Source organism: Bacillus mobilis (assembly GCF_001884045.1).
Taxonomy (GTDB): Bacteria; Bacillota; Bacilli; order Bacillales; family Bacillaceae_G; genus Bacillus_A; species Bacillus_A mobilis.
This window is the reverse complement of sequence record NZ_MACF01000070.1, coordinates 1-26,185: the sequence shown is the minus strand read 5'-3', so window position 1 is coordinate 26,185 and position 26,185 is coordinate 1. Positions and strand designations below refer to the sequence as shown.

27 protein-coding genes are annotated in these 26,185 nt (G+C 34.2%); 20 read left to right on the top strand and 7 right to left on the bottom strand.

The window, feature by feature from the left end:
- Nucleotides 1–89 precede the first annotated feature (89 nt).
- The 10 genes from BAQ44_RS11455 (at nt 90) to bcbE (ending at nt 10,578) form a co-directional block, all read left to right on the top strand.
- Entirely contained in the window at nt 90–770 is a 681-nt protein-coding gene (locus tag BAQ44_RS11455; RefSeq protein ID WP_000119503.1) for an MgtC/SapB family protein, read from the top strand.
- 94 nt (nt 771–864) lie between these two features.
- On the top strand, nt 865–1,389 hold the full coding sequence (locus BAQ44_RS11450) for a GNAT family N-acetyltransferase (protein ID WP_071721727.1): 525 nt from the start codon (nt 865–867) through the stop codon (nt 1,387–1,389).
- A 298-nt stretch (nt 1,390–1,687) separates the two neighbouring features.
- Nucleotides 1,688–3,496 carry an IucA/IucC family protein gene (locus tag BAQ44_RS11445; protein ID WP_071721726.1) on the top strand — a complete coding sequence of 603 codons (1,809 nt, stop codon included), beginning with the start codon at nt 1,688–1,690 and terminating at the stop codon, nt 3,494–3,496.
- A gap of 59 nt (nt 3,497–3,555) precedes the next feature.
- Entirely contained in the window at nt 3,556–5,394 is a 1,839-nt protein-coding gene (locus BAQ44_RS11440; protein ID WP_071721771.1) for an IucA/IucC family protein, read from the top strand.
- Complete coding sequence (asbC, locus tag BAQ44_RS11435; RefSeq protein WP_071721725.1) at nt 5,381–6,619, top strand: 3,4-dihydroxybenzoic acid-AMP ligase AsbC; 1,239 nt, start codon at nt 5,381–5,383, stop codon at nt 6,617–6,619. Before BAQ44_RS11440 ends, asbC begins: the two co-directional genes overlap by 14 nt.
- Nucleotides 6,616–6,870, top strand: coding sequence for a petrobactin biosynthesis protein AsbD (asbD, locus tag BAQ44_RS11430; RefSeq protein WP_061680434.1), 255 nt, complete (start codon nt 6,616–6,618; stop codon nt 6,868–6,870). The genes asbC and asbD overlap by 4 nt, the downstream gene beginning before the upstream one ends.
- Before the next feature lie 44 nt (nt 6,871–6,914).
- Complete coding sequence (gene asbE / locus BAQ44_RS11425) at nt 6,915–7,910, top strand: petrobactin biosynthesis protein AsbE (protein WP_063261837.1); 996 nt, start codon at nt 6,915–6,917, stop codon at nt 7,908–7,910.
- 25 nt (nt 7,911–7,935) lie between these two features.
- Nucleotides 7,936–8,778 (top strand): sugar phosphate isomerase/epimerase family protein, encoded by an 843-nt coding sequence (locus tag BAQ44_RS11420; protein WP_071721724.1) that lies wholly within the window; start codon nt 7,936–7,938, stop codon nt 8,776–8,778.
- 126 nt (nt 8,779–8,904) lie between these two features.
- Nucleotides 8,905–9,111: an alpha/beta-type small acid-soluble spore protein gene (locus tag BAQ44_RS11415; protein WP_000113545.1), complete on the top strand. Its 207-nt coding sequence runs from the start codon at nt 8,905–8,907 to the stop codon at nt 9,109–9,111.
- Between the two features lie 237 nt (nt 9,112–9,348).
- A complete protein-coding gene (gene bcbE / locus BAQ44_RS11410) occupies nt 9,349–10,578 on the top strand; it encodes a bacillibactin exporter BcbE (RefSeq protein WP_063261839.1) in 1,230 nt (409 codons plus the stop codon).
- Between the two features lie 53 nt (nt 10,579–10,631).
- Here bcbE and BAQ44_RS11405 read toward each other — a convergent pair whose 3' ends face one another.
- Complete coding sequence (locus tag BAQ44_RS11405) at nt 10,632–11,246, bottom strand: LysE/ArgO family amino acid transporter (RefSeq protein WP_071721723.1); 615 nt, start codon at nt 11,244–11,246, stop codon at nt 10,632–10,634.
- A 118-nt stretch (nt 11,247–11,364) separates the two neighbouring features.
- On the opposite strand from BAQ44_RS11405, the gene BAQ44_RS11400 reads away from it, so the two are divergent.
- Both BAQ44_RS11400 and BAQ44_RS11395 read left to right on the top strand, forming a co-directional pair.
- Complete coding sequence (locus tag BAQ44_RS11400; protein WP_071721722.1) at nt 11,365–12,807, top strand: aminotransferase-like domain-containing protein; 1,443 nt, start codon at nt 11,365–11,367, stop codon at nt 12,805–12,807.
- 12 nt (nt 12,808–12,819) lie between these two features.
- The gene (locus tag BAQ44_RS11395; protein WP_061676491.1) at nt 12,820–12,987 is read left to right on the top strand and encodes a DUF3933 family protein; all 168 of its coding nucleotides are present in this window, start codon (nt 12,820–12,822) and stop codon (nt 12,985–12,987) included.
- A 107-nt stretch (nt 12,988–13,094) separates the two neighbouring features.
- On the opposite strand, the gene BAQ44_RS11390 is transcribed toward BAQ44_RS11395, so the two are convergent.
- On the bottom strand, nt 13,095–14,060 hold the full coding sequence (locus tag BAQ44_RS11390) for a patatin-like phospholipase family protein (RefSeq protein ID WP_061676490.1): 966 nt from the start codon (nt 14,058–14,060) through the stop codon (nt 13,095–13,097).
- Between the two features lie 87 nt (nt 14,061–14,147).
- Nucleotides 14,148–14,294, bottom strand: coding sequence for a YjcZ family sporulation protein (locus BAQ44_RS11385; RefSeq protein ID WP_000540425.1), 147 nt, complete (start codon nt 14,292–14,294; stop codon nt 14,148–14,150).
- 224 nt (nt 14,295–14,518) lie between these two features.
- Here BAQ44_RS11385 and BAQ44_RS11380 point away from each other — a divergent pair, with 224 nt between their 5' ends.
- The 4 genes from BAQ44_RS11380 (at nt 14,519) to BAQ44_RS11365 (ending at nt 17,371) form a co-directional block, all read left to right on the top strand.
- Nucleotides 14,519–15,271 carry a YwqG family protein gene (locus tag BAQ44_RS11380; protein WP_071721721.1) on the top strand — a complete coding sequence of 251 codons (753 nt, stop codon included), beginning with the start codon at nt 14,519–14,521 and terminating at the stop codon, nt 15,269–15,271.
- A gap of 146 nt (nt 15,272–15,417) precedes the next feature.
- Complete coding sequence (locus BAQ44_RS11375) at nt 15,418–16,578, top strand: transglutaminase domain-containing protein (RefSeq protein ID WP_071721720.1); 1,161 nt, start codon at nt 15,418–15,420, stop codon at nt 16,576–16,578.
- Between the two features lie 103 nt (nt 16,579–16,681).
- A complete protein-coding gene (locus tag BAQ44_RS11370) occupies nt 16,682–16,879 on the top strand; it encodes a DUF4083 domain-containing protein (RefSeq protein ID WP_061676487.1) in 198 nt (65 codons plus the stop codon).
- A 30-nt stretch (nt 16,880–16,909) separates the two neighbouring features.
- Complete coding sequence (locus BAQ44_RS11365; protein ID WP_071721719.1) at nt 16,910–17,371, top strand: NUDIX hydrolase; 462 nt, start codon at nt 16,910–16,912, stop codon at nt 17,369–17,371.
- 41 nt (nt 17,372–17,412) lie between these two features.
- Here the strand turns inward: BAQ44_RS11365 and nadE are convergent, their stop codons facing one another.
- A complete protein-coding gene (gene nadE / locus BAQ44_RS11360; protein ID WP_061676485.1) occupies nt 17,413–18,231 on the bottom strand; it encodes an NAD(+) synthase in 819 nt (272 codons plus the stop codon).
- A gap of 270 nt (nt 18,232–18,501) precedes the next feature.
- Between nadE and BAQ44_RS11355 the strand changes: the two genes are divergently transcribed.
- The 3 genes from BAQ44_RS11355 (at nt 18,502) to BAQ44_RS11345 (ending at nt 21,989) form a co-directional block, all read left to right on the top strand.
- On the top strand, nt 18,502–20,382 hold the full coding sequence (locus tag BAQ44_RS11355) for an FtsX-like permease family protein (RefSeq protein ID WP_063261848.1): 1,881 nt from the start codon (nt 18,502–18,504) through the stop codon (nt 20,380–20,382).
- Nucleotides 20,383–20,497: 115 nt separating this feature from the next.
- Nucleotides 20,498–20,785, top strand: coding sequence for an AbrB/MazE/SpoVT family DNA-binding domain-containing protein (locus BAQ44_RS11350; protein ID WP_000648284.1), 288 nt, complete (start codon nt 20,498–20,500; stop codon nt 20,783–20,785).
- 253 nt (nt 20,786–21,038) lie between these two features.
- The gene (locus tag BAQ44_RS11345) at nt 21,039–21,989 is read left to right on the top strand and encodes a serine protease (protein WP_063261849.1); all 951 of its coding nucleotides are present in this window, start codon (nt 21,039–21,041) and stop codon (nt 21,987–21,989) included.
- Nucleotides 21,990–22,137: 148 nt separating this feature from the next.
- On the opposite strand, the gene BAQ44_RS11340 is transcribed toward BAQ44_RS11345, so the two are convergent.
- The 3 genes from BAQ44_RS11340 to BAQ44_RS11330 form a co-directional block, all read right to left on the bottom strand.
- Nucleotides 22,138–23,241, bottom strand: coding sequence for an ABC transporter ATP-binding protein (locus tag BAQ44_RS11340; protein WP_063261850.1), 1,104 nt, complete (start codon nt 23,239–23,241; stop codon nt 22,138–22,140).
- Between the two features lie 264 nt (nt 23,242–23,505).
- Nucleotides 23,506–24,369, bottom strand: a complete 864-nt coding sequence (locus BAQ44_RS11335) for a PucR family transcriptional regulator (RefSeq protein ID WP_071721718.1) — start codon at nt 24,367–24,369, stop codon at nt 23,506–23,508.
- Nucleotides 24,370–24,437: 68 nt separating this feature from the next.
- A complete protein-coding gene (locus BAQ44_RS11330; protein ID WP_071721717.1) occupies nt 24,438–25,298 on the bottom strand; it encodes a helix-turn-helix domain-containing protein in 861 nt (286 codons plus the stop codon).
- A gap of 368 nt (nt 25,299–25,666) precedes the next feature.
- Between BAQ44_RS11330 and BAQ44_RS11320 the strand changes: the two genes are divergently transcribed.
- The coding region (locus tag BAQ44_RS11320; RefSeq protein WP_487246452.1) for a nuclease/transposase family protein at nt 25,667–26,185 on the top strand (519 nt) is incomplete at its 3' end.

Sequence of the window (26,185 nt, the reverse complement as noted above, 5' to 3'; positions counted from 1 at the left end):
AATGAATAGAAAAGGCTGGAATTGATATCATAAAAGAGTTATAGTGAATTATTCCAAGGGAAACATTGTAAAGTAAGGAGAATGGAAATATGTCATATGAATTTTTACTCAAATTAGGTTTAGCACTCTTTTTAGGATTATTCATCGGGATAGATAGGCAGCTAAAGAATAAACCGCTTGGTGTGAAAACAAGTATGGTTATTTCTGTAGCAAGTTGTTTAATTACGATGGTTTCAATTGAAGCCGTACATGTATATTCTGTTCCAGGGCACACAAATATGGATCCAATGCGTCTAGCTGCTCAAATTGTGAGTGGTATTGGTTTTCTTGGAGCGGGTGTTATTTTACGAAGAAGTAATGACGTTATTTCCGGATTAACGACAGCTTCTATGGTGTGGGCTGCTTCAGCTTTAGGTATAGCAATTGGGGCGGGATTTTATTTACAAGCGACGGTTGCTATGATTTTAATTATTTTAGCAATTAACGTACTTCCGCAACTTGTGAAAATCGCAGGTCCGTATTCATTAAGACAAAAGGATTTATCTATAAAAATTACTGTAAAAGAGCATCATGAGTTAGATGGTATATTTAAGCAAATCAAAAATTTAGGTATGCATGTGAAACGAGTGAAAATTAAAGATATAGATAGTGGAGCATTTCAGCAACTTGAGATGGTTATTTTAGCTCCAGAAGACTTGTATACGACGGAGTTATATAGTTCCCTAAAAGAGATTGATCGAGTAGTTTCAGTTGAAGTGGAAAGTAGATAATAGTGATAAAAAAGAGTGAAGTGAAAATTCACTCTTTTTTAATTTGGATTTTTAAGGAAAGAAATTGATATAATGGTGAATAAAAAGGGGAGAAATGATGGAAATACATATTAGAAGAGCGATAAAAGATGATATACCAGGTATAGCAAAAGTACATGCTGATAGCTGGAAAACAACGTATAAAGGGATATTTCCCGACGAAATTTTAAAAAATATAACATATGAGCAACGGGAAAAACAATGGGGAAATATTTTTCAACGAGAAGATAAATACCAATATAGATTTGTAGCAGAAACGTTAAATGGAGAAATAGTTGGATTCATCGATGGAGGAGCAGAAAGAACTGGTACATATAATTGTGATGGAGAATTATATGCGATTTACCTTTTACAAGAGTATCAAGGAATGAAAATAGGACAAAAGTTATTTCAAGCTTTACTATCGGAATGTATAAACAATGATATGCAATCACTTTTAGTATGGGTTGTCACGAATAATCCTTCTAAAAAGTTTTATGAAAAATTTAATCCAGAAAAAATTGACACGAAATTTTTAGAGAAACTAAATATAGAAGAAACAGCGTATTGTTGGAGAAATATAAATAATATTATTATGTAAACTTATTGTTTGAAAGAGGTATACCAATTAAGGTATACCTCTTTTGTTTAACTATTTTGAAGGGGATTACTAATGAAAAAAGTAAGTATGTAGTTTGAAATTGAGTATTTTTTTCGTGTATTTTTAACTAGATTAAAGAAAATAGAGAAAACAAGAAAAATTAAATTAGATAAAAAAATTCTGAAATATACTATTGAATTGAATATCATTATCAATTAGAATCATAATTGATAACGATATTCAATTGTTGTTTATTATATAAAATTTCGATAGCTTTAATATAAAGAGGAGGACCAATATGCAGCATGCGAAACAAATCGCAGAACATGCAACATTACAAAGTTTTTTAAACTGTTATTTAAGGGAAACAGGGAGTGGAGAATGGATTACAGAGGATGAAAAAATGAAAAGTATCTTCAGTAATACGTTGAATAGAGATATAGTCCCCACATATTTATATTGTCGGCTATCGGCGCAGAACGTTACTTTGTATGGAGAAGTTATATATAAATCAGCAACAGATCGCCATTTGTTTGGAGAACAATTTTATTATCAAATGGGAGAAAATAAGAATGTTATAAAAGCAGATTACGTTACTGTTATTACGTTTTTAATAAAAGAAATGTCTATGAATTATGGGGATGGTACAAATCCCGCTGAACTTATGGTCCGTGTCATTCGAAGTTGTCAAAATATTGAAGTTTTTTTAAAGGGACGGATAGAAGAAACATCAAAATTATATGGTTTCCATACATCCTTTATAGAGGCGGAGCAATCATTATTATTTGGACATTTAACTCATCCAACCCCAAAGAGTAGACAAGGTATTTTGGAATGGAAAAGCGCAATGTATTCTCCAGAATTAAAAGGAGAATGTCAGCTTCATTATTTTAGGGCACATAAAAGTATAGTAAAGGAAAAATCATTATTATTTGATTCTACAACAGTAATTCTAAAAGAAGAGTTATGTAATGATGAGATGGTGAGTCAGGAATTTATATCGAAATATTGTAAGGAAGATGAATATTCATTACTTCCAATTCATCCGCTTCAGGCAGAATGGCTATTACACCAATCTTACGTACAGGATTGGATAGATCAAGGAGTACTTGAGTATATCGGTCCGGCCGGTAAGTATTATATGGCAACATCATCACTTAGGACGCTATATCATCCCTACTCAAAATACATGCTTAAGTTTTCATTTCCAGTAAAAGTAACAAATTCAATGCGCATTAACAAATTGAAGGAACTAGAAAGTGGTCTGGAAGGAAAGGAAATGCTAAATACAGCGATTGGTGAAGTGTTAGAAAAGTTTCCGGGTTTTGATTTTATTTGTGATCCAGCATTTATTACATTAAATTACGGAGCAGAAGAATCTGGATTTGAAGTAATAATACGAGAAAATCCTTTTTATAGAGAACATGCAAATGACGCTACATTAATTGCTGGACTAGTTCAAGACGCTATACCTGGAGAACGTACTCGTTTATCGAATATTATTCATCAACTAGCAGATGTAGAAAGTAGAAGCTGCGAAGAAGTAAGTTTAGAGTGGTTTAGACGATATATGAATATTTCTTTAAAGCCGATGGTATGGATGTACTTACAGTATGGCGTTGCATTAGAAGCTCATCAGCAAAATAGTGTTGTTCAGCTAAAGGACGGTTATCCGGTCAAATATTATTTCCGTGATAATCAAGGTTTTTATTTCTGCAATTCAATGAAAGAAGTGCTTAATAAGGAGTTAACTGGTATTGGAGAACGTACTGGAAATCTATATGACGATTATATTGTAGATGAAAGATTTCGTTACTATTTAATTTTCAATCATATGTTTGGCCTCATTAACGGTTTTGGCACAGCAGGATTAATTAAGGAGGAAATTCTTCTCTCTGAATTAAGATCTGTACTTGAATCGTTCCTTCCTTATAACCGTGAACCTTCTACCTTTTTAAGAGAATTGTTGGAAGAGGATAAGTTGGCATGTAAAGCAAATTTATTAACGAGATTTTTTGATGTCGATGAGTTAAGTAATCCATTAGAACAAGCAATTTACGTACAGGTACAGAATCCGCTCGTTAGAGAAGTGGCTGTTCGTTCATAAATAGCGTTAAAATTTCACGTAATACAAATAATGGTATTTCTCGTAAGATGGAGGGGGTAATAACGGTGGACATGTATCATACGAAAATTTTGAAGGCGCTCCAATCAGAAGATTACATTTCAGTGCGAAAAAGGGTGTTACGTCAATTAGTAGAGTCGTTAATTTATGAGGGGATCATTACGCCAGTTCGCATTGAAAACGAAGAACAAATTCTTTTTCTTATACAAGGACTTGATGAAGACAACAAAAGTGTCACGTATAAATGTTACGGAAGAGAACGAATGACATTTGGACGTATCTCTATAGAGTCATTAATTGTAAGAGTTCAAGAGGAACAACAAGAAATACAATCAGTCTCGCAATTTTTGGAAGAAGTTTTTCGAGTTGTTAACGTGGAACAAACGAAATTAGATTCTTTCATTCATGAATTAGAGCAAACGATACTTAAAGATACGATTGCACAATATGAAAGACATAATAAGGTGGAATATACTCAAAAATCGTACGATGACTTTGAAGGCCATTTAATAGACGGTCATCCATATCATCCTAGCTATAAAGCACGCATTGGATTTCAATATCGTGACAATTTTCAATATGGATATGAATTTATGAGGCCAATAAAACTCATATGGATTGCAGCGCATAAGAAATATGCGGCTGTAGGTTATGAAAATGAAGTGATATACGGTGATACTTTAAAAGAAGAAATTGGTGAGCAAAAAATAGAAGAATATATGAAGAATATTCGAAGTTTAGGATGTAACCCGGAACAGTATGTATTCATTCCAGTGCATCCGTGGCAGTGGGAAAACTTTATTATTCCGAATTATGCTGATCATATACAGGGTAAAAATATTATTTATTTAGGAAAATCAGCCGATGATTATTGTGCGCAACAATCAATGAGGACGTTAAGAAATGTTACGCATCCAAAGAGACCATATGTAAAGTTATCGCTGAACATACTTAACACTTCAACACTCCGTACGCTGAAACCATATTCAGTTGTGAGTGCACCAGCTATATCGAATTGGTTAAGTGATATCGTAAGTCGGGATTCTTATTTAACGGATGAATCACGCGTCATTTTGTTAAAAGAATTTTCGAGTGTAACGTATGATACGAATAAGAAAGCCACATATGGTTCATTAGGATGCATTTGGCGTGAGAGTGTTCATCTTCATTTAGATGAGCAAGAGGATGCGGTTCCTTTTAACGGCTTATATGCAAAAGAGAAAGACGGTACACCAGTTATTGATACGTGGTTAAACAAATATGGGATAGAAAATTGGCTACGATTACTGATTCAAAAAGCGATCATTCCAGTTATACATCTTGTTGTAGAGCATGGGCTGGCATTAGAATCACACGGACAAAATATGGTTTTAGTTCATAAAGAAGGGCTACCTGTCCGTATTGCATTAAAGGATTTCCATGAAGGACTTGAGTATTATCGTCCATTCTTAAAAGAAGTTGCTAAATGTCCGGACTTTACTAAAATGCATAAAACGTATGCGAATGGAAAAATGAATGATTTCTTTGAAATGGATCGTATTGAATGTTTACAAGAGATGGTATTAGATGCACTGTTCTTATTTAATGTAGGAGAATTAGCTTTCGTATTTGCGGATGAATATGATTGGAAAGAAGAAAATTTTTGGATGATAGTGGTCGAAGCAATTGAAAATCATTTTAGAAAATATCCACACTTGAAAGAGAGATTTGAAAGTATTCAGCTATACACTCCTACATTTTATGCTGAGCAATTAACGAAGCGTCGATTATATATGGATGTGGAATCGCTCGTTCATGAAGTTCCAAATCCATTGTATAGAGCAAGACAACTTAACAAACAAAAATCAGTTGTTACAGGGGGAAATTATGCTAATCGTTAATAAAGAAGAGTATAGCAAAAGTGATTTTGATTTGAGATTACAAGTTTATGAGGAAATGGAACAATTTCAAGAAGCAGAAGGAAAGAGATTTGCGCTTTGTCTGAAAGATCCATTCGATATTATTACGCTTGTGTTTTTCTTAAAAGAAAAGAAAGCCTCAGTATTACTTATACATGAAGATACGCCAAAAGAAACGGCTATTGAAATGGCAAAGCGTGCAAATTGTATCGGAATTTTATATGAAGAATATAGCGATTTTACGAAATTAGAAGTAGTGAAAGCTTTATTAGAAGAGCCCTCTTTATTGCAATATAGTTCTGGAACAACCGGAGAACCAAAACTGATTCGTAGAGCATGGACGGAAGTGGATACAGAAATTACTGCTTATAATGAAGCTTTAAACTGTGAAGTAGATGAAGTGCCGATCGTTATGGCTCCTGTTTCACATTCATACGGACTCATATGTGGTACGTTATCTGCAATTACGAGGGGAAGTAAACCTATCATCATTACGAATAAAAACCCTAAATTCGCATTAAATATCGTTCGCCATACAGAAAAACATATCATATATGCAGTACCACTTATGTTACATATTATGGGGAGTTTCCCGCAAGGAACGTTTCAGTTTCATAAAATTATGACGTCAGGAGCGCCTTTGCCAGAAGCATTGTTTTATAAACTAAAAGAAACGACAACATATATGATGCAACAATACGGATGTTCTGAAGCAGGTTGTATTAGTATATGTCATGATATGAAAAGCCATTTAGATTTAGGGAATCCACTACCTCATGCGAGTATAAACATAGGTTCAGATGAAAATATGCCTGAAGAAATCGTAGTGAAAATGAACGATAAGGAAATTTTTACGAAAGATTTGGGCTATAAATCTGAGCATGGCCTTCATTTTATGGGTCGCATGGATGATGTGATTAACGTTTCAGGATTAAAAGTCTTTCCGATAGAGGTAGAAGAAACGATGCTTCGACTAGAAGGTGTTCAAGAGGCAATTGTATATCGAGGGAAACATCCCGTGATGGGCGAAATAGTGAAAGCGAAAGTAATCTCTCATATTGATCCAGTTCGAATAAGAGAATGGTGTATGGAGCATTTACCAGCTTATAAAGTTCCGCATGAGATTGAAAGTGTAACTGAAATTCCGAAAAATAAAACTGGAAAAGTAAGTAGAAAGTTACTAGAGATGGGAGAGGTTACAACATGAGACGTGAAATATTAAAAAATGAAGTGTTGAAAATTATGATAGAAAAAATGGAACTAAAAAATGTAACGCATTTAGAAGAAACGATGCGTTTGAACCAAGATTTATATATAGATTCGGTAATGATGTTACAGCTTATAGTATACATAGAAATGGATGTAAAGCTATGCGTTCCAGAGGATGAGGTAGACCCAAAAGCGTTTCTTACTGTAGGATCTTTACTTGATTTTATGGAGGAGCTACAACCGGTATAAGAAGTAAATGTAAATAATTAGCCTTTAGGAAAGTGGATGAGAATATGACTTCAATTAAAGTGCACTGTTTAGTGAGTTGTTTTTGTGAAATTATAAAAAGGCGTAGCGATATAGATTTTCGTCCCTTTTATTTTGGATTATGGGACGGAGATTTTGATATAACAGAAGGTGGTATTATTTCGTATCACTCCGAAAATATTAACCACGATAATTATTTATTATGGTATGAAAAATTGTATGGCGTAAAAGTGAACGAATGGTATGATCATGCAAAAGATAAGGATAGCAATGTAGAAACGTTTTTACAATTAGTAGAAAACAAGCCAGAAAATCGCTATGTCATTGTAATGGTTGATATGTCTCTATTACCTGAGAGGGAAAATAAATTCCATCAAAAACCGTTTCCGCATTATTTAATGATATCGAAGACAGAGAAAGAAGAAGAATGGTTCATGCTAGATCCTGATTTTCGCTGGGAAGGGAATATGGAAAGAGAAAAAGTACTTCACTCTGTTCGAGATAACCCATTTGGCGGAGGGTATTTCATTGATATAGAAGAAATTCAGGAGCCAACAGAAGAAATGGTAGCGAGTTATTTCATAGAAACTTTCAAAAGAAACGATAATGAATTGACTATGGAGCTGAAAAATTTAATTATAAAAATGGCAAATGAAGAAGAAGGGTATTCGCTTTCTAGTCTTGTAGCGGCAGTCAAACAAATACCAGTACTTGCAATTCGTAAATATAGTTATGAACATGCCTTTGCGTACTTCCGTGAAACGTTGCAATATTCGGAGCAAGAGTTTGAATATTGGTGTGATCGGGTAGAAGATATTGTACAAGGATTTACAAATGTACAGTATCGTGCAATTAAAATGGCAATGACGAATAATAAAGGTATGTTATTAGCAATTGTTGAAAAGTTGGATGAAATGAATGCAATTGAACTGCAAATAAAGGTTGAATTAGAGAGACAGTTTTTATTATGGAAAGAAATGAAAATAAACGAGTCTGTCTTAGCATTTAAAAAACCTAACTGAATTTAAGATAAGGAGGTTCGAACCTATGAAATATTCATTATGTACTATTTCCTTTCGTCATCAATTAATTTCATTTACTGATATTGTTCAATTTGCATATGACAACGTTTTTGAAGGAATTGAATTGTGGGGGACTCATGCACGAAATTTGTATATGCAAGAGTATGAAACGACAGAACGAGAATTGAATTGTTTAAAGAATAAAAACTTGGAAATTACAATGATAAGTGATTACTTAGACATATCATTATCGGCAGATTTTGAAAAAACGATAGAAAAATGTGAACAACTTGCAATACTAGCTGATTGGTTTAAAACGAACAAAATTCGTACGTTTGCTGGCCAAAAAGGTAGCGGTGATTTCTCGGAACAGGAGAGAAAAGAGTATGTGAATCGTATTCGCATCATTTGTGAAGTATTTGCTCAGCATAATATATATGTACTTTTAGAAACACATCCAAATACATTAACGGATACGTTGCCTTCTACTTTGGAATTATTAGGTGAAGTAGATCATCCGAATCTGAAAATAAACCTGGATTTTCTTCATATATGGGAGTCGGGAGCAAATCCAATAGACAGCTTCCATCGACTAAAGCCGTGGATACAACATTACCATTTTAAGAATATATCGTCAGCAGATTATTTACATGTGTTTGAACCTAATAATGTATATGCAGCAGCGGGAAGTCGAATTGGTATGGTTCCATTATTTGAAGGTATCGTAAATTATGATGAGATTATTCAAGAAGTGAGAGATACTGATCATTTCGCTTCACTCGAATGGTTTGGACATAATGCAAAAGATATATTAAAAGAAGAAATGAAAGTATTAATAAATAGAAATTTAGAAGTAGTAACTTCTTAATATAAAATGATGTAAGAGTCTCTCATTGTAGAGACTCTTTTTTAAAAAATACAAATAACCAAAAATTACCATGTATTTAAATTAAAATTTAACACAATTTATATATAAATAAGGAGGTGATTGGTAATGGCTAGAAATCGTAATTCTAATCAATTAGCATCACATGGAGCACAAGCAGCTTTAGATCAAATGAAATATGAAATTGCACAAGAGTTTGGTGTACAACTTGGAGCTGACACTTCTTCACGTGCAAACGGTTCTGTAGGTGGTGAAATTACAAAACGTCTAGTAGCGATGGCAGAACAACAACTTGGTGGCGGATATACTCGCTAATTGTAGAAGGTTATAGGAGAAAGGAAGGATTCTTCCTTTCTTTTTTTTTCAATTAATTGGTATGGATATATTGCGAACTGGATTCAAAGAATAGAAATAATACTATATTTTCCCCAATTTCTTTTGTTGTGAATGGGAAGTAGTAAAGATGTAATAGCCCTGGTGGAATGAAAAATTACGTTCCAGCAGGGCTATTATATGGTAAGAAATATACGATGAAAGGGTTCCGAAGCCAACATGTTAAAAAAAGAAAACTGTTGTTTAATTGCGCTTGCATCAGTTCCACTTGTTATGACATTAGGGAATTCAATGCTCATTCCAATCCTACCGACTATCGAAAAGAAGTTACATATTTCATCATTTCAAGTATCCATGATTATTACAATTTACTCTATTGTAGCCATTTTACTTATACCGATTGCTGGTTATTTATCAGATAGATGGGGACGAAAGATGGTAATGGTTCCGAGTTTGCTGATTGCGGCTATAGGAGGAGCGATAACTGGTTGGGTATCTTGGAAAGTTGATAATCCCTACACTTGGATATTGATTGGTAGAGCGATTCAAGGTATTGGTGCTGCTGGTGCAATGCCAGTTGTTATACCGTGTGTTGGTGATTTATACAAAGATGAAAAACAAGTTAGTACAGGTTTAGGAATCATTGAAACATCCAATACATTTGGAAAAGTGCTGAGCCCTATTTTAGGATCTGCTCTTGCTGCCATTGTATGGTTCTTACCATTTTGGGCGATTCCGGTTTTATGTGTAGTAGCAATTGTTTTATTACTTGTTCTAGTAAAGGCAAAGAAACAAGAAGGAGAAGTACCACCACTTAAAGAGTTTATAAAATCTATTCTCTCTACGTTTCGAGAAAAGGGAAGATGGTTGATTGCCATTTTTGTATTAGGTGCAATTATTATGCTTATTTTATTCGGAATTCTCTTTTATTTGTCGACTATACTGGAATCAAAGTATGACATTCATGGTATATGGAAAGGGTGTGTACTCGCTATCCCGTTACTTGTACTCTCACTTAGTTCATATATGGCCGGTAAAAAAATTGGAGATAATCAAAATGTGATGAAGAAGTGTATTTATATTGGATTTTTAATGGCTTCTGCTTCAGTCATTATTCCTTTATTTATAAAAGGAATCTATTTACTAATTCTTTGTCTCGTTGTTATGGGAATCGGAATTGGTATGGCACTCCCATGTTTAGATGCTTTAATTACACAAGGGATTGAAAAGGAGCAAAGGGGGACAGTTACGTCATTTTATAGTTCCATGCGATTTATCGGTGTAGCAGCTGGACCACCTCTATACTCTTTTTTCATGAAAGGTGCTGACCATGAAGTGTTTTATTTAACCAGTATATTCGCTGGTATTGGTGCTGTTATAGCGATCATTTGGATTAAACCAGCAAAAGATGCAAAGAACGTAAAACCGGAACCGGAACCTACTTCATAATTTGTAAGAGAATTGCACGATGTTTTATAGATCATGCAATTCTCTTTCGTTCATTAAGAATAAATCACTTGTGTTAACATATAAAGTGCGACACCCCATATGATGAGACCCGAAAACTTATTTAATAATACGATTGTCTTTCCAGTTGAGTCTATTCTTTTTAGAAATTTCCCCGCTAAAGCTAAGCATATAAACCAAACCCAAGAAACGATAATAGTTGCCAGTGTGAAAGCCCATTTCTCACTTCCTATGTATTGAATAGAATTTGTTCCAATTACACCGATTGTATCTAAAATTGCATGTGGATTTAATAATGAAACCGATGCAGCGAAAAGGATTTGCTTTTTTAATGGCATGTTGTTTTCTTGTTTTATATCGTTGGAAGGGTTACTTTTCCAAATAACAAAGCCCATATATAGGAGAAAGAAAAATCCAATTATATATAACGTGTTAGTTAGCCAAGAAAAAGTAAGGAGTACAAGGGAGACACCCTGCACTGCAATTAATATGAGTAACGTATCACATATAGAGGCAGTTAATACTACAGGAGCTGCTCTCCAAATGTTTGGTTGGCTCACACCTTGGTTAAAGACGAAAATATTTTGGACACCTAATGGAATGATAAGACCAAATGCAAGAATGATACCATGAATAATTGCTTCACTCATCATATTACCTCCTATTTAAATTTATTATGATAGTGTATATTGTATAGAAGAAATGAAAATTTGTATCCATCCATATGGTTGGGGAGGTTACCAACCAAAAAGAATATAAGGTGATATGATGGAAAGATTCGTTTGGAAACCGAATATATCTATAGCGACACCTCTGTATAAACAAATAGAAACGTATATAAAAGAAAGAATCGTTAATGGAGAATGGACTGTTGGAACGAAATTACCTTCACAAAGAGATTTGGCACATACATTTGGTGTGAACCGGAGTACAATTGTAATGGCTTTTGATGAGCTAGTGGCAAAGGGATACATTGAAGGGAATGGCAGGAAAGGAACAATTGTTGTAAATAATAATGTGAACACCTTAGCTTACGCCCCGCCACCTAATTGGCAGTCTTACGTAGAAACAGGACTTCATTATCCGAACCTTCCTGCTATTCAAGAGATTAATCAAGCTGAATTTTATCCGCATGTAATTCGTTTAGGAACAGGTGAGCTCGCGCCAAGTCTTTTACCTGAAAAAAAGATGAAAGATATTATGAATAAGCTTTTAAAGTCGAGCATGGTACTTGGGTATGAAGAACCGAAAGGGAATTTCTATTTAAGGAAGAAAATTGCGGACTATTTAAAAGGACATGGTGTATATGTAACTCCTGATTCTATATTAATTGTTTCAGGAGCAATTCAAGCTTTGCAACTTATTTCTATGGGGCTTCTTCCAAAGGGGGCATCTATTTTATTAGAAAAACCATCTTATTTATATTCTCTTAATGTTTTTCAATCAGCAGGAATGCGCTTAATTGGTATACCGATGGATGAGAATGGTTTACATACATCATATATTACGAAATATAGGAAGCAATTTAATGCATCTATTTTATATACAATCCCGTCTTTTCATAATCCGACGAACTTTAGTATGAACGAAAAGAAACGAATAGAGGTTATGGAAGTATGTAACGAAATTGGATTGCCTATTATAGAGGACGCGGTGTATCAAGACTTATGGTTTGATGAACCTGTTTCAAAGCCTTTAAAAGCATATGATAAAAATGGGATTGTACTACATATTGGGAGTATGTCTAAAGTCATTAGTCCAGGATTAAGAATTGGATGGATTGTTGGATCAGAGCCAGTCATTCAAAGATTGGCAGATATAAAAATGCAAACAGATTATGGTTCAAGTTCTATATCCCAACAAATTGCAGCGGAATGGTTTGCAGATGGATCGTATGATGAACATTTACAGTTTGTAAGAACTAAGTTGAAAAAGCGCAGAGATTTTATGATACAAATGTTAGAGAAATATTGTCGTGATATAGCAACTTGGTATGAACCGTCAGGTGGTTTTTACATTTGGTTACATATGAATGTACCCGTTTCGAACCGTAGCTTATTTGACAAAGCATTGAAAGAAAAGATTTTATTAAATCCAGGTACTCTGTATGATAGAAGTGCAAACCAATTTTTGCGTCTATCCTATTCATACGCAACGTTAGAAGAAATTGAAATAGGTATAAAAAAACTTGCACAATTAATGAAAAAGTAAGAGGAGAAAGTAATGAAACAATATGTAATTTGCCAAATTATTAATGGAGAAAAATATTTAGCTGCTTATGCAGAAACGATGCAGGATGCAATTGAAAAAGCAGAATTGTTAGGATTGCGAACAGGAAATCGATACACTGTTATTACTGCGGAGGAAGCGGAAGGGTTAACGTATCCTTAAACAACGTATAATAATTATGTAGGAAGTAAATAAGCCTAGTAATATATGATATTACTAGGCTTATTTTTTTTGAAAGTGTTACGTGTTCTCATATGAAAATAATAGTATTATGAGTCAAGTTGACGGAAATACCGATTTGTTGCTCGGTCCTGATTTCCATTTCTATATGCATCAATATATTGTCTGAAGTTCCAAGATTGTAAAAACTTATTTGCGGCGTTATAACCAGAATTGTAAAGCCACTCTTTTTCTTCCTTTGTTAAATCGAAGTTTGTACTTGTAATGGACCCAGTTGGAATTGTAATTGTTCTTGCTTTTGATTCCTTATCTAAATGACGTAAATCATGGGCTTGCATCATTGTTTTAAATAGCCCTTTAAACATGGAGATAGGCTCGTTATAGTGGGCAGGATCAGCTTGAATCTCATCTTTTACGAAATGAAACCCAAAAGTTGGCCAGCGAGGAGAGGTAGGTGAGTCGAAAATCCAAATAGGATAATTACTTAAAATCCCTCCATCAACCATATAACAAGGTTGTTTCCATTTTGGGGTTCTCCATTTTACCGGTTCAAAGAAGAAGGGGATTGTACTACTCATTCTTACAGCTTTAGCAATAGAGAAGCGATAATTTAAAAATCCGTAGTTTGGCAAATCATCGGGGAAGACAACCATTTTACCATTACTTATATCAGAAGCGATAATTTTAAGCTTATTTAAATCAGGTAAATCAGTAAATAAGTGAACTCCTTTTTTTCGAAGTAATTCTTCAATCCATTCTTCTATAAAAACATTAGAGTAAATACCAAGAGTAGTCCATGCACTTAATCCTTTGCCGATAAACGGGATTCTGTCAATAAAGGTTTTTTTCGTAAATTTATTATAATCAATATCAGTTATAATTGTTTTTAACTCTGAACAAGAATATCCTGCTGCTAGGAGCGCTGCGATAATGGAACCAGCTGATGTTCCAGCTACACGCTCCCATTCATAGCCTTTTTCAGCTAACGCGCAAATTGCCCCTACATGCGCAATTCCGCGTACACCGCCTCCTTCAAAAACACCATCAATTTTCATTAAACATACTTCCTTTCGAATAAAAGATTTAGAAATGGCAAAAAAGCACGTATTGTACGTGCTTTTTTACAATAGTTTTTAAATTTACTAGCAGCCTACAAAGCCGCCCCAACAGCTAGCTCCGATGATGATTAGAAGGATAAATAAAACGATTAATAAAGCGAAACCTCCATAACCACATCCACCACAACTACCGCCGTAACCGTAACCGCCGCAACTATATCCGTAACCCATGTGGAATTCCTCCTTAAATTAAAAATAAAAATGAACGAGGGGAAAATGTACTGGAAGAAATAATGAACTATCGTGTTTGTAGGAACAATGTATACTATGCTTTTTTTAACTTGTTCGCGTATGATGGAAGAGCCCGTTTTTTTGAAGGCTTGTCGTTTTTACAAAGAATGGAGTATAATCTTTGTGCGATGATACAAATAAGTATGTAAATGTAAGGAGAATGTATGAAAAATAAAATTGAAGTATTAATTGATAAATATGGGCTGACACATTTGAAAGAGGAACTTATTCATACTGTATTTCCTTGTGTGAAAGTTGTGCCAAAGCAGGCGGAAACAGTAGCGATAGGTAGTTCGAAAATGGGCGGCGTTCCTGATTTACCAGATTCATTTGAATACCCAGTGCACAAAGGAAATCCATTACAATTTATCGCTCAATTTAATTTAAATGATTTACAAAATGTTGGTATGGATCATAATCTTCCTAAGACGGGGATGTTATATTTCTTTAGCATTGAAAATTACTTTGAAGAAGATGTGAACCCAGCTGAAGCGGGACGTGTACTTTATTATGATGTTCCTGTAGAGCAATTACAAAGAGCAGATGGATTCCAAACGAATTATAGCCAGTGTGCAACTACTTTTGAACTGACATATAAATTGCCAGAGCTGTTCATTGAAGATGAGGCTGATTCAGATCGATTCTTACAATTGCTTGAAGAACTAATTCCAGACAACTACGATAACCATCAAATGTTTGGTGAGCCATTCTCTGTACAAGATGAGGTATTGTACGAGACTGGACAATATATGGACATAAACCCGCAGCAAATGACGCTTTTACTCCAAATTGATTCAGATACTAAAAATTGTAATATGATGTGGGGAGATTTAGGGATGCTTTATTTCTGTATTGGAAATGAAGACTTGAAAAATCGACGTTTTGAAAATACATGTTGTGTATTACAAACTTGTTAATGAAGAAGGTTGTTCTTGTAGAAAGAACAGCCTTTTTACAATGTTAAATATGCATAATCTCATATGACCTATACGAAAAAGTATTGTATACTCTGAAACTATACGATACTTTTTTCGTATAGTTATAGAATGTAAGGAGTGACGAGATGGGAAAGACAAGTAAGTATGTGACAGCTACCCTGCTTTGTTCAACTATAGTAATGGGAGGCTTACACGCGTCAACGGTATCTTATGCAGCTACGAATCCGACTGTAGCGACAACACAATCAGATGCAAAGCTATTAAATGATTTCAGAAAAGAATTAAAAAAACAGGTTGATAATCGAGAAGAAAATATTACAATCACATATAAAACGAAAGATAGAAATGCTAGAAATGTTATGGACCAATTGTATGGCGAGTTTAATAAAATTGTAGATGCAGATGAGTATGTAAAATATAATGTAGCCTCTACTAAATATTCTATTAAAGGGTTACCAGGAAACTATACGTTTACACTGCAAGTGAAATACCGTGAATCAAAAGAGCAAACACAATATGTAAAATCACAGGCAAAAGCAATTATCGGTTCAATTGTAAAACCTGGAATGGACGAGCATGAGAAAGTAAAAGCGATTCATGATTACGTTGTAAAACATGTATCTTATGATACGTCTTATAAAGCGTATACAGCATATGAAGCATTAGCGAATCGTTCTGCCGTTTGCCAAGGATATACGTTATTAACATATGAATTGCTAAAAGAAGCAGGTATTCAAAACCATATTGTAACAGGTACAGGGAATGGACAAGCTCACGCATGGAATATAGTGAACATTGAAAACAAATGGTATCATCTTGATACAACATTCGATGATCCAGTACCGGATAAAGCTGGGCGCGTAACATATTCATATTTTAATATGTCTGATGAGCAATTAAGTAAAGATCACGAATGGGATCGCAGTAAATATCCAGCAGCAACTACAAGTTACTTTGGTGAATTAACAAACAAAATAAAAGCGGGTAGCTCAAAGACTACTGCATATGAACAAATGTTAAAAGAAACAAACTTAAAATACTTATCTGCACAATACGGGGCAGACAATTACAGTGAATTTAAGAAGAAATTACAGCAACAATTCGCTTCTAAGCCAGAGAAGGTAGAAGTACGATATAAGCAATCTATGGATGGAACAATGCAAGATATAAAGAAAGTATTAAATGAAATAAATTGGCCAAAAGGTGCAAAGCGTGTATCTTATCAAGTAGCACCTTATAGTGCGATGGCAGATTATTCATTAGCGACAATTACATTTACCTATTAATCAATGAAAAAGAGCATCTGTAAAAGGTGCTCTTTTTATTATGTATCACTTCAAAAAACAGAATTGTGTGATAAAATACAAAAAGGAAGGATGTGGAATCTGAATGAATTTGTTCGAAAATAATATTTTTACATTGATATATACTTGTTTAATAATCGGACTTATCGTTTTGTTTTTCCTATCATTTACTTTGTTTGTTAGAAGGTTATTGCAAAACAGCGCTGCAAAAAAACAACATGTAATTCATATGAATAAGAAGCTAGAGCGAATTATTGAATTGCTTGAAAAAGATAAGAAATAATGATAGAAGATGTATGAAAAGGGGAAGATGATGGCTAATTATATAAAAGAATTACGTGAAAAAGTAGGACACGATTGTGTTTTCATAAACTTTGCGGGTGGTTGTGTGTTGAATGAATATGGAGAAGTTTTACTGCAAAAAAGAGGTGATTTTAATGCTTGGGGATTTCCTGGCGGTGCAATGGAAATCGGAGAATCTGCCGCAGAAACTGCGATTCGAGAAATAAAAGAAGAAACAGGCTATGATGTAGAAATAAATGAGCTTATCGGGGTGTATACAAAATATTTTCAAGCGTATCCAAATGGAGACAAAGCCCAGTCCATTTTAATATTCTTTTCATGCTTAATTGCCGGAGGAGAGCAAAAAGTAGACGGTGATGAAACGTTGGAATTAAAGTTTTTCCCGCTAAACAAAATGCCACCATTGTTTAATCAACAACATGAGGATTGTTTACAGGACTTACTAGAGAAAAGAGTAGGGGTGTATCGTTAACATAAAAAAGAAGCTAATGAGATTAGCTTCTTTTTTATGTTTTATTTCCACCAATCATCAAACATTGATGCTGGAACTTGTCTTTTATGTTCGCTTACTGCGTAACGTTTTTCAATTTTTTCTGCTACGTCAGCTGGAACGGCTTTACCTTCTAAATAATCATCTAGTTGATCATATGTAATACCTAACTCTGTTTCATCAGCTTGACCTGGTTTTTCATCTAATAAATCAGCTGTTGGCATTTTTAAGTAAAGTCGCTCGTCTGCACCTAATTCTTGTAATAGAGCGCGTCCTTGGCGTTTTGTTAATCCTGTTAATGGTAATAGGTCTGCACCACCATCTCCGAATTTTGTAAAGAATCCTGTAACAGCTTCTGCCGCGTGATCAGTTCCAATTACAAGTAATCCTTGTTGACCACCGATTGCGTACTGCGTAACCATACGGATACGTGCTTTTACGTTACCTTTATTGAAATCTGTTAATGATTCACCAAGTAAGTTTTCATATTGATTTGAGAAAGCATCAACTGTTGAAGCAATATCAAATGCAACAGATTGATCAGCTTGAATAAATTGTAATGCTAATTGTGCATCATCTTCGTCCTTTTGCACTTTATAAGGAAGGCGCACGGCAATAAACGTTGCGTTACCACCTTCATTACGAATTTCCTCCACTGCAAGCTGAGCTAAACGTCCAGCTAATGTAGAGTCTTGTCCACCACTAATGCCAAGTACAAATCCTTTTGCACCTGTTTTTTTTACATAATCTTTTAAGAAATCTACACGTTTACGGATTTCTGCTTTCGGATCAATTACAGGCTGAACATGTAATGCTTTCATAATCTGTTCTTGTAATGTCATTATGATTCCTCCTATTCATATTAAAGCGGTAATTAAGTTTATATGTATATTGGTACATACTTCTATCCTTTATTATTTCGCAAAACTAACGAATATACAATAGGATGCGTGTATGAATATGAATGTAGTCATTATAATGAAACTGTTTCATTTAAGCAATTTTTTTGAAACCTTTCAATAATGTAAGGTTTTTGTCATTTGAATCGATGGAAGCTATTTCCGCATTTTACTAATATAAGAACATAGTTAGCAGAAGGGCGGAGAAGTAATATGAACATTAGAGAACTCGCATACCGGAATGTAACGCGAAATAGACGAACATACTCAGCATATTTTTTAAGTAGTGCATTTGCAATTATGGCCTTTTTTGTGTACTCATTTTTTGCGTTTCATCCGGCATTAAGCGCTGGAGAATTGGGACAGTATGTATTCGTAAGTATGTCTTTTGCACAGTCCATTATTTACTTATTTACGTTTTTCTTTATTTTATATTCGATGGGAATGTTTTTAAAAACGAGAAAGCGTGAATTAGGAATTTTAATGATGTTAGGTATGACGAAATATCAATTAAAGCGTCTTATCTTCTTTGAAAATATTATGATTGGGATAGGGGCAATTATTTTTGGAATACTTGCAGGCATGCTATTTTCCGGAATATTAATATTTGTAGCTCCGATGATATTAAAATTAGATATTACTTTAGCGTATTACATACCAATGAAAGCTATTGTTGTAACGAGTATTATGTTTTTCATATTATTTATGATTATTTCATTATTTAGTGCAGGAATGGTTCGTAAAAATAAAATTATGAAATTGTTTAGAGGATCAGCAGAAGCGAAGCCAGAACCGAAAGCATCTATTATTTCTTCTATATTAGCAGTCATATTGCTTAGTGCGGGATATGCAGGAGCGCTTCTGTCACATGGTGCAATGGTATTTGTCATGATGATTCCTGTTACAACGGTAGTCATTATTGGTACGTATTTGCTGTACAAGCAGTTAAGTGTCTTTATTATTAGACTATGTAAAAAAAGTAAACGTTTCTATTGGACACAGACAAATATTATTACGTTATCAGATTTAGCTTACCGCATGAGAGACAACGCAAGAATGTTCTTTATTGTAACTATTATTTCAACTGTAGCATTTTCAGCAATCGGCACATTAGTTGGTTTCGCATCAATGATGAAAGGAATTATGGAGAGACCAATTGCATTTCAATATCATTCTAAGCAAGGAAATAGTAATGAATCACAGCATTTGAAGATTATTGACGAAGGATTAAAGAAACATAATATAGCAGCTTCTAAAACAAACATTTCAACGAAAAAGACGGAGGAGCAGTCGTTAAGAAGTGCTATTTTCATAAAAGAATCAGATTATGAGAAATATGCGAAGTTAACAGGCGAACCATTTCAAACTATAGCAAATAAAGAAGCTTTATTTTTGGCGGTCGATATACCAGGACCACCGATGAAAGAAAGAAAAGAAATTACGTTACCAAACACGAATGAAGCTTTAAAAGTAAAAAAAGTTAATACTTCTTCGTTAAGTAAAATACTACGAGGTAACGTGTATGTAATCTCTAAAAATCAGTATGATACATTACAAGACGGCTTTAAAGAGGAAAAAGATTATGTGTACAAAACAGAAGGAACGAAAGATGAAATTGAAGTTGGTAAAGAACTTACGCATCAGATGAAGACTTATGAAGAACATGCCACGTTTAGTGCAGAAGAGTACGAACAAAACCAAAGTTTACAAATCGCAGGACCAATTTTATTTGTAGGCTTCTTCATTGGTATAGTATTTTTCGTATGTGCAGGAAGTTTCCTTTACTTCCGTTTGTTTTCTGATTTGGAGGATGATACTCGTTTGTTTGAAATGATTCGAAAAGTAGGCTTAACGAGTGGGGAATTATCGAAAGTAGTTACAATCAGATTGGCACTTTTATTCTTCGTTCCAATAGGTGTTGCAACATTACATGGGGCAGTAGCGTTAACGGCACTGGGACAGATGTTTGAGTACTCATTATTTAAAGAAAATGCGATTGTATTAAGTATTTTCGTAGGAATCCAAGTTGTATATTTCTTACTAATACGATCTCGTTATTTAAAACAATTGAAAGAGAGATTACGTATTCGTTAATTGTGTTATTTTAACTTGAGTACAAAATTTTCTAAAAAGAGACAAGTATTACCAAAAAGTGATAAAATGGAAAGAGCGAGGTGGAAAAAATAATAGAAAGTAAGGGGGGAGTAATATGAAAGCAACAGGAATTATTCGAAAAGTAGACGAATTAGGACGAATTGTTATTCCTAAAGAGTTACGAGAAGTATTAGGAATCCAAATCAAATCACCACTTGAAATTTTCGTAGAAGAAGAAAAAATCATTTTACAAAAATATCAACCTTACAATGCTTGTCAAATAACAGGTGATGTTTCAGATCAAAACATATCATTAGCAAATGGAAACATTACTGTTAGTATAGATGGAGCGAAACATTTAATAAAAGAAATAGAGAAGTTTTTAAATAAGAGTGAAGCTTAGTCTTAATTTATTTTATTTTTAAAGTTTCATATCATTCTTTAAAAACTATAAAAGGACCATTAAATGGGTCCTTTTATTTTTGTTATTGGTGCCTAAAAATTACGAGATTAATAAAAGAGTAGTATAAAATTAGTAAGCTATATTGAGAAATATTTTTAAGGAAGGAAAATGAAACGAATAAAACGAATGTTACATTTAAACCTTTTCAAAAGTGGTCTGAAATGAAAATAATATATTTTCAGGAGGGATTACGATGAATAGTAGTACAGCGAATAAACAAAAAGGTATACAATTGATTCCTTTTACAGTAGATAAGGTGGTTGAACAAGTAAATGAAATTCCACCAGGTGTACAACTTATTCATGCCCCACAAGTATGGGAGAAGAGTGCGAAAGGAAAAGATATTGTTGTTGCCGTATTAGATACAGGTTGTGATGTGAATCATATAGATTTAAAGGATCGCATTATCGGTGGAAGAAATTTCACGAAAGATTACAAAGGGGATCCGAATATGTACCTTGATAATAACGGACACGGTACTCATGTAGCGGGGACAATTGCAGCGACTGAAAATGGTGTCGGTGTTTTAGGAGTCGCACCGCTTGCTAAAATGCTAGTGTTAAAGGTTTTAGCGGGAGATGGTTCTGGAAGTTATGAGCAAATTATTGAGGCGATTCATTATGCTGTAAATTGGAGAGGACCTAATAAAGAAAGAGTTAGAGTCATTTCAATGTCACTTGGTGGTCCGCAAGACGTTCCAGAATTACATGAAGCAATTCAGAATGCGGTAAAGGAAGATGTTCTCGTCGTATGTGCTGCTGGGAATAATGGAGATTGTAATGATAAAACAGAGGAACTAGACTTCCCAGGTGCGTACGCAGAAGTAATTGAAGTCGGCGCTGTCAACTTAGAACGGAAAATCGCATGTTTTAGTAATTCGAATCAAGAAATTGATCTAGTGGCGCCAGGCGATGAAATATTATCTACGTATCCTGAAGGGAAATATGCGGTATTAAGTGGTACTTCTATGGCGACACCACATGTTGCTGGAGCGCTCGCATTGCTCATTAAGCAGTGTGAGAGGGAATATGGTAGAAAGTTATCAGAGCCAGAAATATATGCACAACTTATTAAAAGAACTGTACCTTTAGGATATGAACGTACATCTGAAGGGAATGGATTACTAGATTTATTAAAAGAATAGCAAATACTAAAAAACATCTCATAAAAATATGAGATGTTTTTTAGTATGGTTCTGTCACATATACAGAGGAATCTAGTATTTAATTCTACTTCACGAAATGTTTGCCACAACTATATCTGTTTTTTCTAAAGTAGAAGCTATGCATCCATTACATATTACGAATCCGTTGTTCGGTAGTGATATCGAAAAAGTGTGCTTTCGCTAAACTAAAAGCTAATGGGAGTGAATCGTTAGCCTTAATCTCGGAACGAGCGTTAATTCGCGCAATAAAGTTTTGATTTGAAAGTTTTCCATGAATCATCGTTTCAGCACCTAATAATTCAGCAACTTCTACTGTAATTTCGACTGTGGATTCAGGAGAAGATTGAAGAACGATTGGCTCATCATGAATGTCTTCAGGACGAATGCCGAGTATGATTTTTTGTCCATTATACCCTTTTTGCTTTAAAGTTTTTAGTTGTCCATCTGGTACTTTGAAGCGAATATTTTCCATGTGAAAATAGTTATCTTGTAATGTTCCGGTAAAGAAATTCATAGCTGGAGAACCAATGAATCCGCCAACAAATATGTTTTCAGGCGTATCATATACTTCTTTTGGAGTCCCGACTTGCTGGATGAGTCCATCTTTCATAACGACAAGGCGTGATGCCATTGTCATTGCTTCTGTTTGATCATGTGTCACATATATAGTGGTCGTATTTAAACGACGATGTAGTTTGGAGATTTCTGAACGCATACTGACGCGTAATTTTGCGTCTAAATTCGATAGAGGCTCGTCCATTAAAAATACTTTTGCATCACGGACGATAGCTCTTCCTAGTGCAACCCGTTGGCGTTGTCCACCTGATAATGCCTTCGGTTTTCGTTGTAAGTAATCTTCGAGCCCTAATATTTTCGATGCCTCCGTTACTCGACGATTAATTTCATCTTTTGGAAGTTTGCGTAGTTTTAAGCCAAACGCGATATTGTCATAAACAGTCATATGCGGGTATAGTGCGTAATTTTGAAATACCATCGCAATATTGCGATCTTTTGGAGCGACATTATTCATACGCTCTCCATCAATATAAAACGAACCATCGGAAATGTCTTCTAGTCCTGCGATCATGCGTAGAGTTGTTGATTTTCCGCATCCAGAAGGACCGACAAATACGATAAACTCTTTATCTTCAATATGTAAATTAAAGTCAGAAACAGCAGTGGTTTTATTATCGTAAACTTTAAAAATATGATCTAATACTAGTTCGGTCATAATTATTCACTCCTTTTTGTAATTGATTGAATTATAAGATTATTAAAAGCGTAAGTAAATCGGCATTGTGCACAAAAGAATGAGAGGCTATTATGCAGGTTTACAGATTTAAGAAACAAAAAAGCAACTGTAGGATATACTTTCATCTATAGATATGGGATAAAAGTATTACTTTTTAGTGGAAAAATATGTTAAAAGAGTTTCCGATTCATAAAACAATGATGGTATGAGAAAATGAATATTGTAACGTGTTTCATGAGAGTTTCACGAGATATCTAAAGAAAGAAACGCCATATAAACTGCTACTGCACCTTCAAAAGTTTTTATATTAATCCCTGTTTTTTCAATGAATTTATCAATTCGATACTGCAAAGTATTACGATGTAAATATAATTGTTTCGCTGCAAGAGATACATTTAAGTTACATTGGAAGAATACTTTAACGCTATCAATTAGTTCTTTGTCATTCGAAATGTGTGCCAGTAAATGATTCGTGTATTTTTTTCTTTCTTCTTTCGGTAATGAAATCATTAATTGATAAGGGAGCAGTTGTTCAATGTATGTAATTTTTTTTGATAAATAGGGAGAAAGAACAGAAAATAATTTTCGCTCCCATTGATACAGATAAGCAAATTCAGCTGTTTGCGTATAGCGTCTTCCAACAAAGAAGGATAGGGATACAAAAAAATCTGTTTCTAGTGTATCTAAGGCTGTTTGCAATACAGACTCCGTTATGTTTTCTTCTAATATGAGGACGCCAGCTTGCGAAGTTTCCCATATCATTGTAGTAGTAAAAGAAAACATAGACTGTAAAGCATCTTGAAATTCTTCTCTTTCTACTATAGATTGTGTTGTGAAGAAGTGTAAAAAACGAACTGATAGCATAGAGATATTGTTATTTTTGTATAATGCTTCATGCCACGATTTTTCTTTTTCTGTTTTATAAAATGTCTCAGTATGAATGGGTGTTAAGATGGATGAAAGCAATTGATGCTCCCTTTGATGTAATCGGATTTTTCGAATCCCGACTTTGTTTCCTTCAACTAAAAACCAGCTATAATCTTCTGACAACACAGCTTCATTGATTTTTATATCCTCACCATAATATGTTTTTAATTGTTGAATCATAGGAACACTCCCCCTTCAAAAAAATAGTAACAATATTGTAAATAAGTATAGATTCATTGCAATTATCTTTAAATTTTTGCACTAGAATCTGGTATGTTTTTGCTAGAATTGATAGCGTTTCTGTATTGTGAGGGAGATAGATTCGTTTCTCGTTTAAATGATTGTGCAAAGAATGATTGGGAAGAAAACCCGGTAATAGTTGAAATGTTAGAAATTGAATAATTGGTAGTTTCTAACAATATTTTACTTTCTCTAATACGAGTTTGAATTAAGTATTCAATAGGTGAAACGCCGACGAACTTCCTGAAAGAATGGGATAGGTAATATTTGTTTATATGACTAATTCGAGCTAATGTATCCAGGCTAATATTTTCGTGAAAATGCTGCTTAATATAGTTTTTAATAAATTCAATATCTTTATTGATTTTTTGAGTAGATGTTTTTTCTACATTAAAGGATTTTTTTCTCATCATTTTAAGTAGTAATATTTCCAGAATATTTTGTATAATTAAATCATAATCTTCCTGATGGTTTTCCACTTCCTCGACCAATTGCTGAAGGTAGAAGAGAAAGTTTTTTTGATCCTGGCTATAATTATGAATAGTAACTGGACTAGGATTTTCTAAGGATGAAAAGGACAGGCCTTGAATACCAAGTGCGATGTATTCGAGTGGGTGATTCGTATCAGACTTTTCCGTGTGCTCGATATTTGGATTGATGATAATTAAATTGTGTTCTTGGACAGGGATTTCTTCTTTATAAAAGATAAAAGTTCCTTTGCCCTTAGTAATATACAATAGCTCTGTAAAATGATGCGCATGAATGGTACTATGCCAATCTTTATCGTATTTTGATTTTGTTATGTAAAGAAGTTTTACTGGAAGATGGTTTCGTTGAAATTGTGGAATCTCATACACTTCATTGGACAAATGAATCCCTCCTTCGTAGACTTTTTATCTATTTTATCCTTTTCGGCAAGAAAACTCCATCTGATTTGTGTTACGGGTGAAACCCAACAATTCAGGTGGAGATGAATTGCCGTTAGAAGGTAGGCTGAACTCTTTTGTTTCGCTCATAATAATGTTTGAGGGCGAATGTTTGTTTCTTTTTTTCTTACGATATCATGTAGATAAGGAGGGAATAGATTGTAAGACAACGAAATTAGATAATGATTCTCATTCAGCTACTTGATCCAAAAGGAATTACGATGAAGAAGATGTTCTTGTTCTATTTCTTTCTAAATATTAATTTGTCAAAAATAATTTTAATAATCCCTCTAAGAAAGGTGGTGAAAACAATGGCTAGAAAGAAAGCAGTGAAAGTATTACGGAAACAAAAGAAAAGAGAAAACATGCAACGATTCACGCAGAAACAGAATATCGGACGAGCTTGTCTGACTGCAAGAGAATTTCGCTTACTTCAGCGCATGTCACATAGTTCAAAAGCTTTGCGAAATGCTGGCTTGTACACGATGAAACAAAGTTATTTGAACAATAATAAAATGGCTACTGTAAAAGAAGTGGATACTGCCATGCAAACCGATATGAACTACTCGGGCGTTCAATCAAACTCTGTTCAAGCGATTCGTAGAGCCTTGTTTACAGAAGTGAAGAGCTTTTTTAAAGCATTGGAACAGTGGAAGAAAAATCCTGAGAAGTTCACAGGTCGTCCGAAGTTTCCAAATTATTCTCATTCCACCGACAAACGAATTATTGAAATCTATCAAGTTCCAAAAGTGGATGAGAGCGGGTTTTGGATGATTCCGATGAGTGTTGCATTCAGAAAAAAATTCGGTTCCATTAAAATACGTATGCCG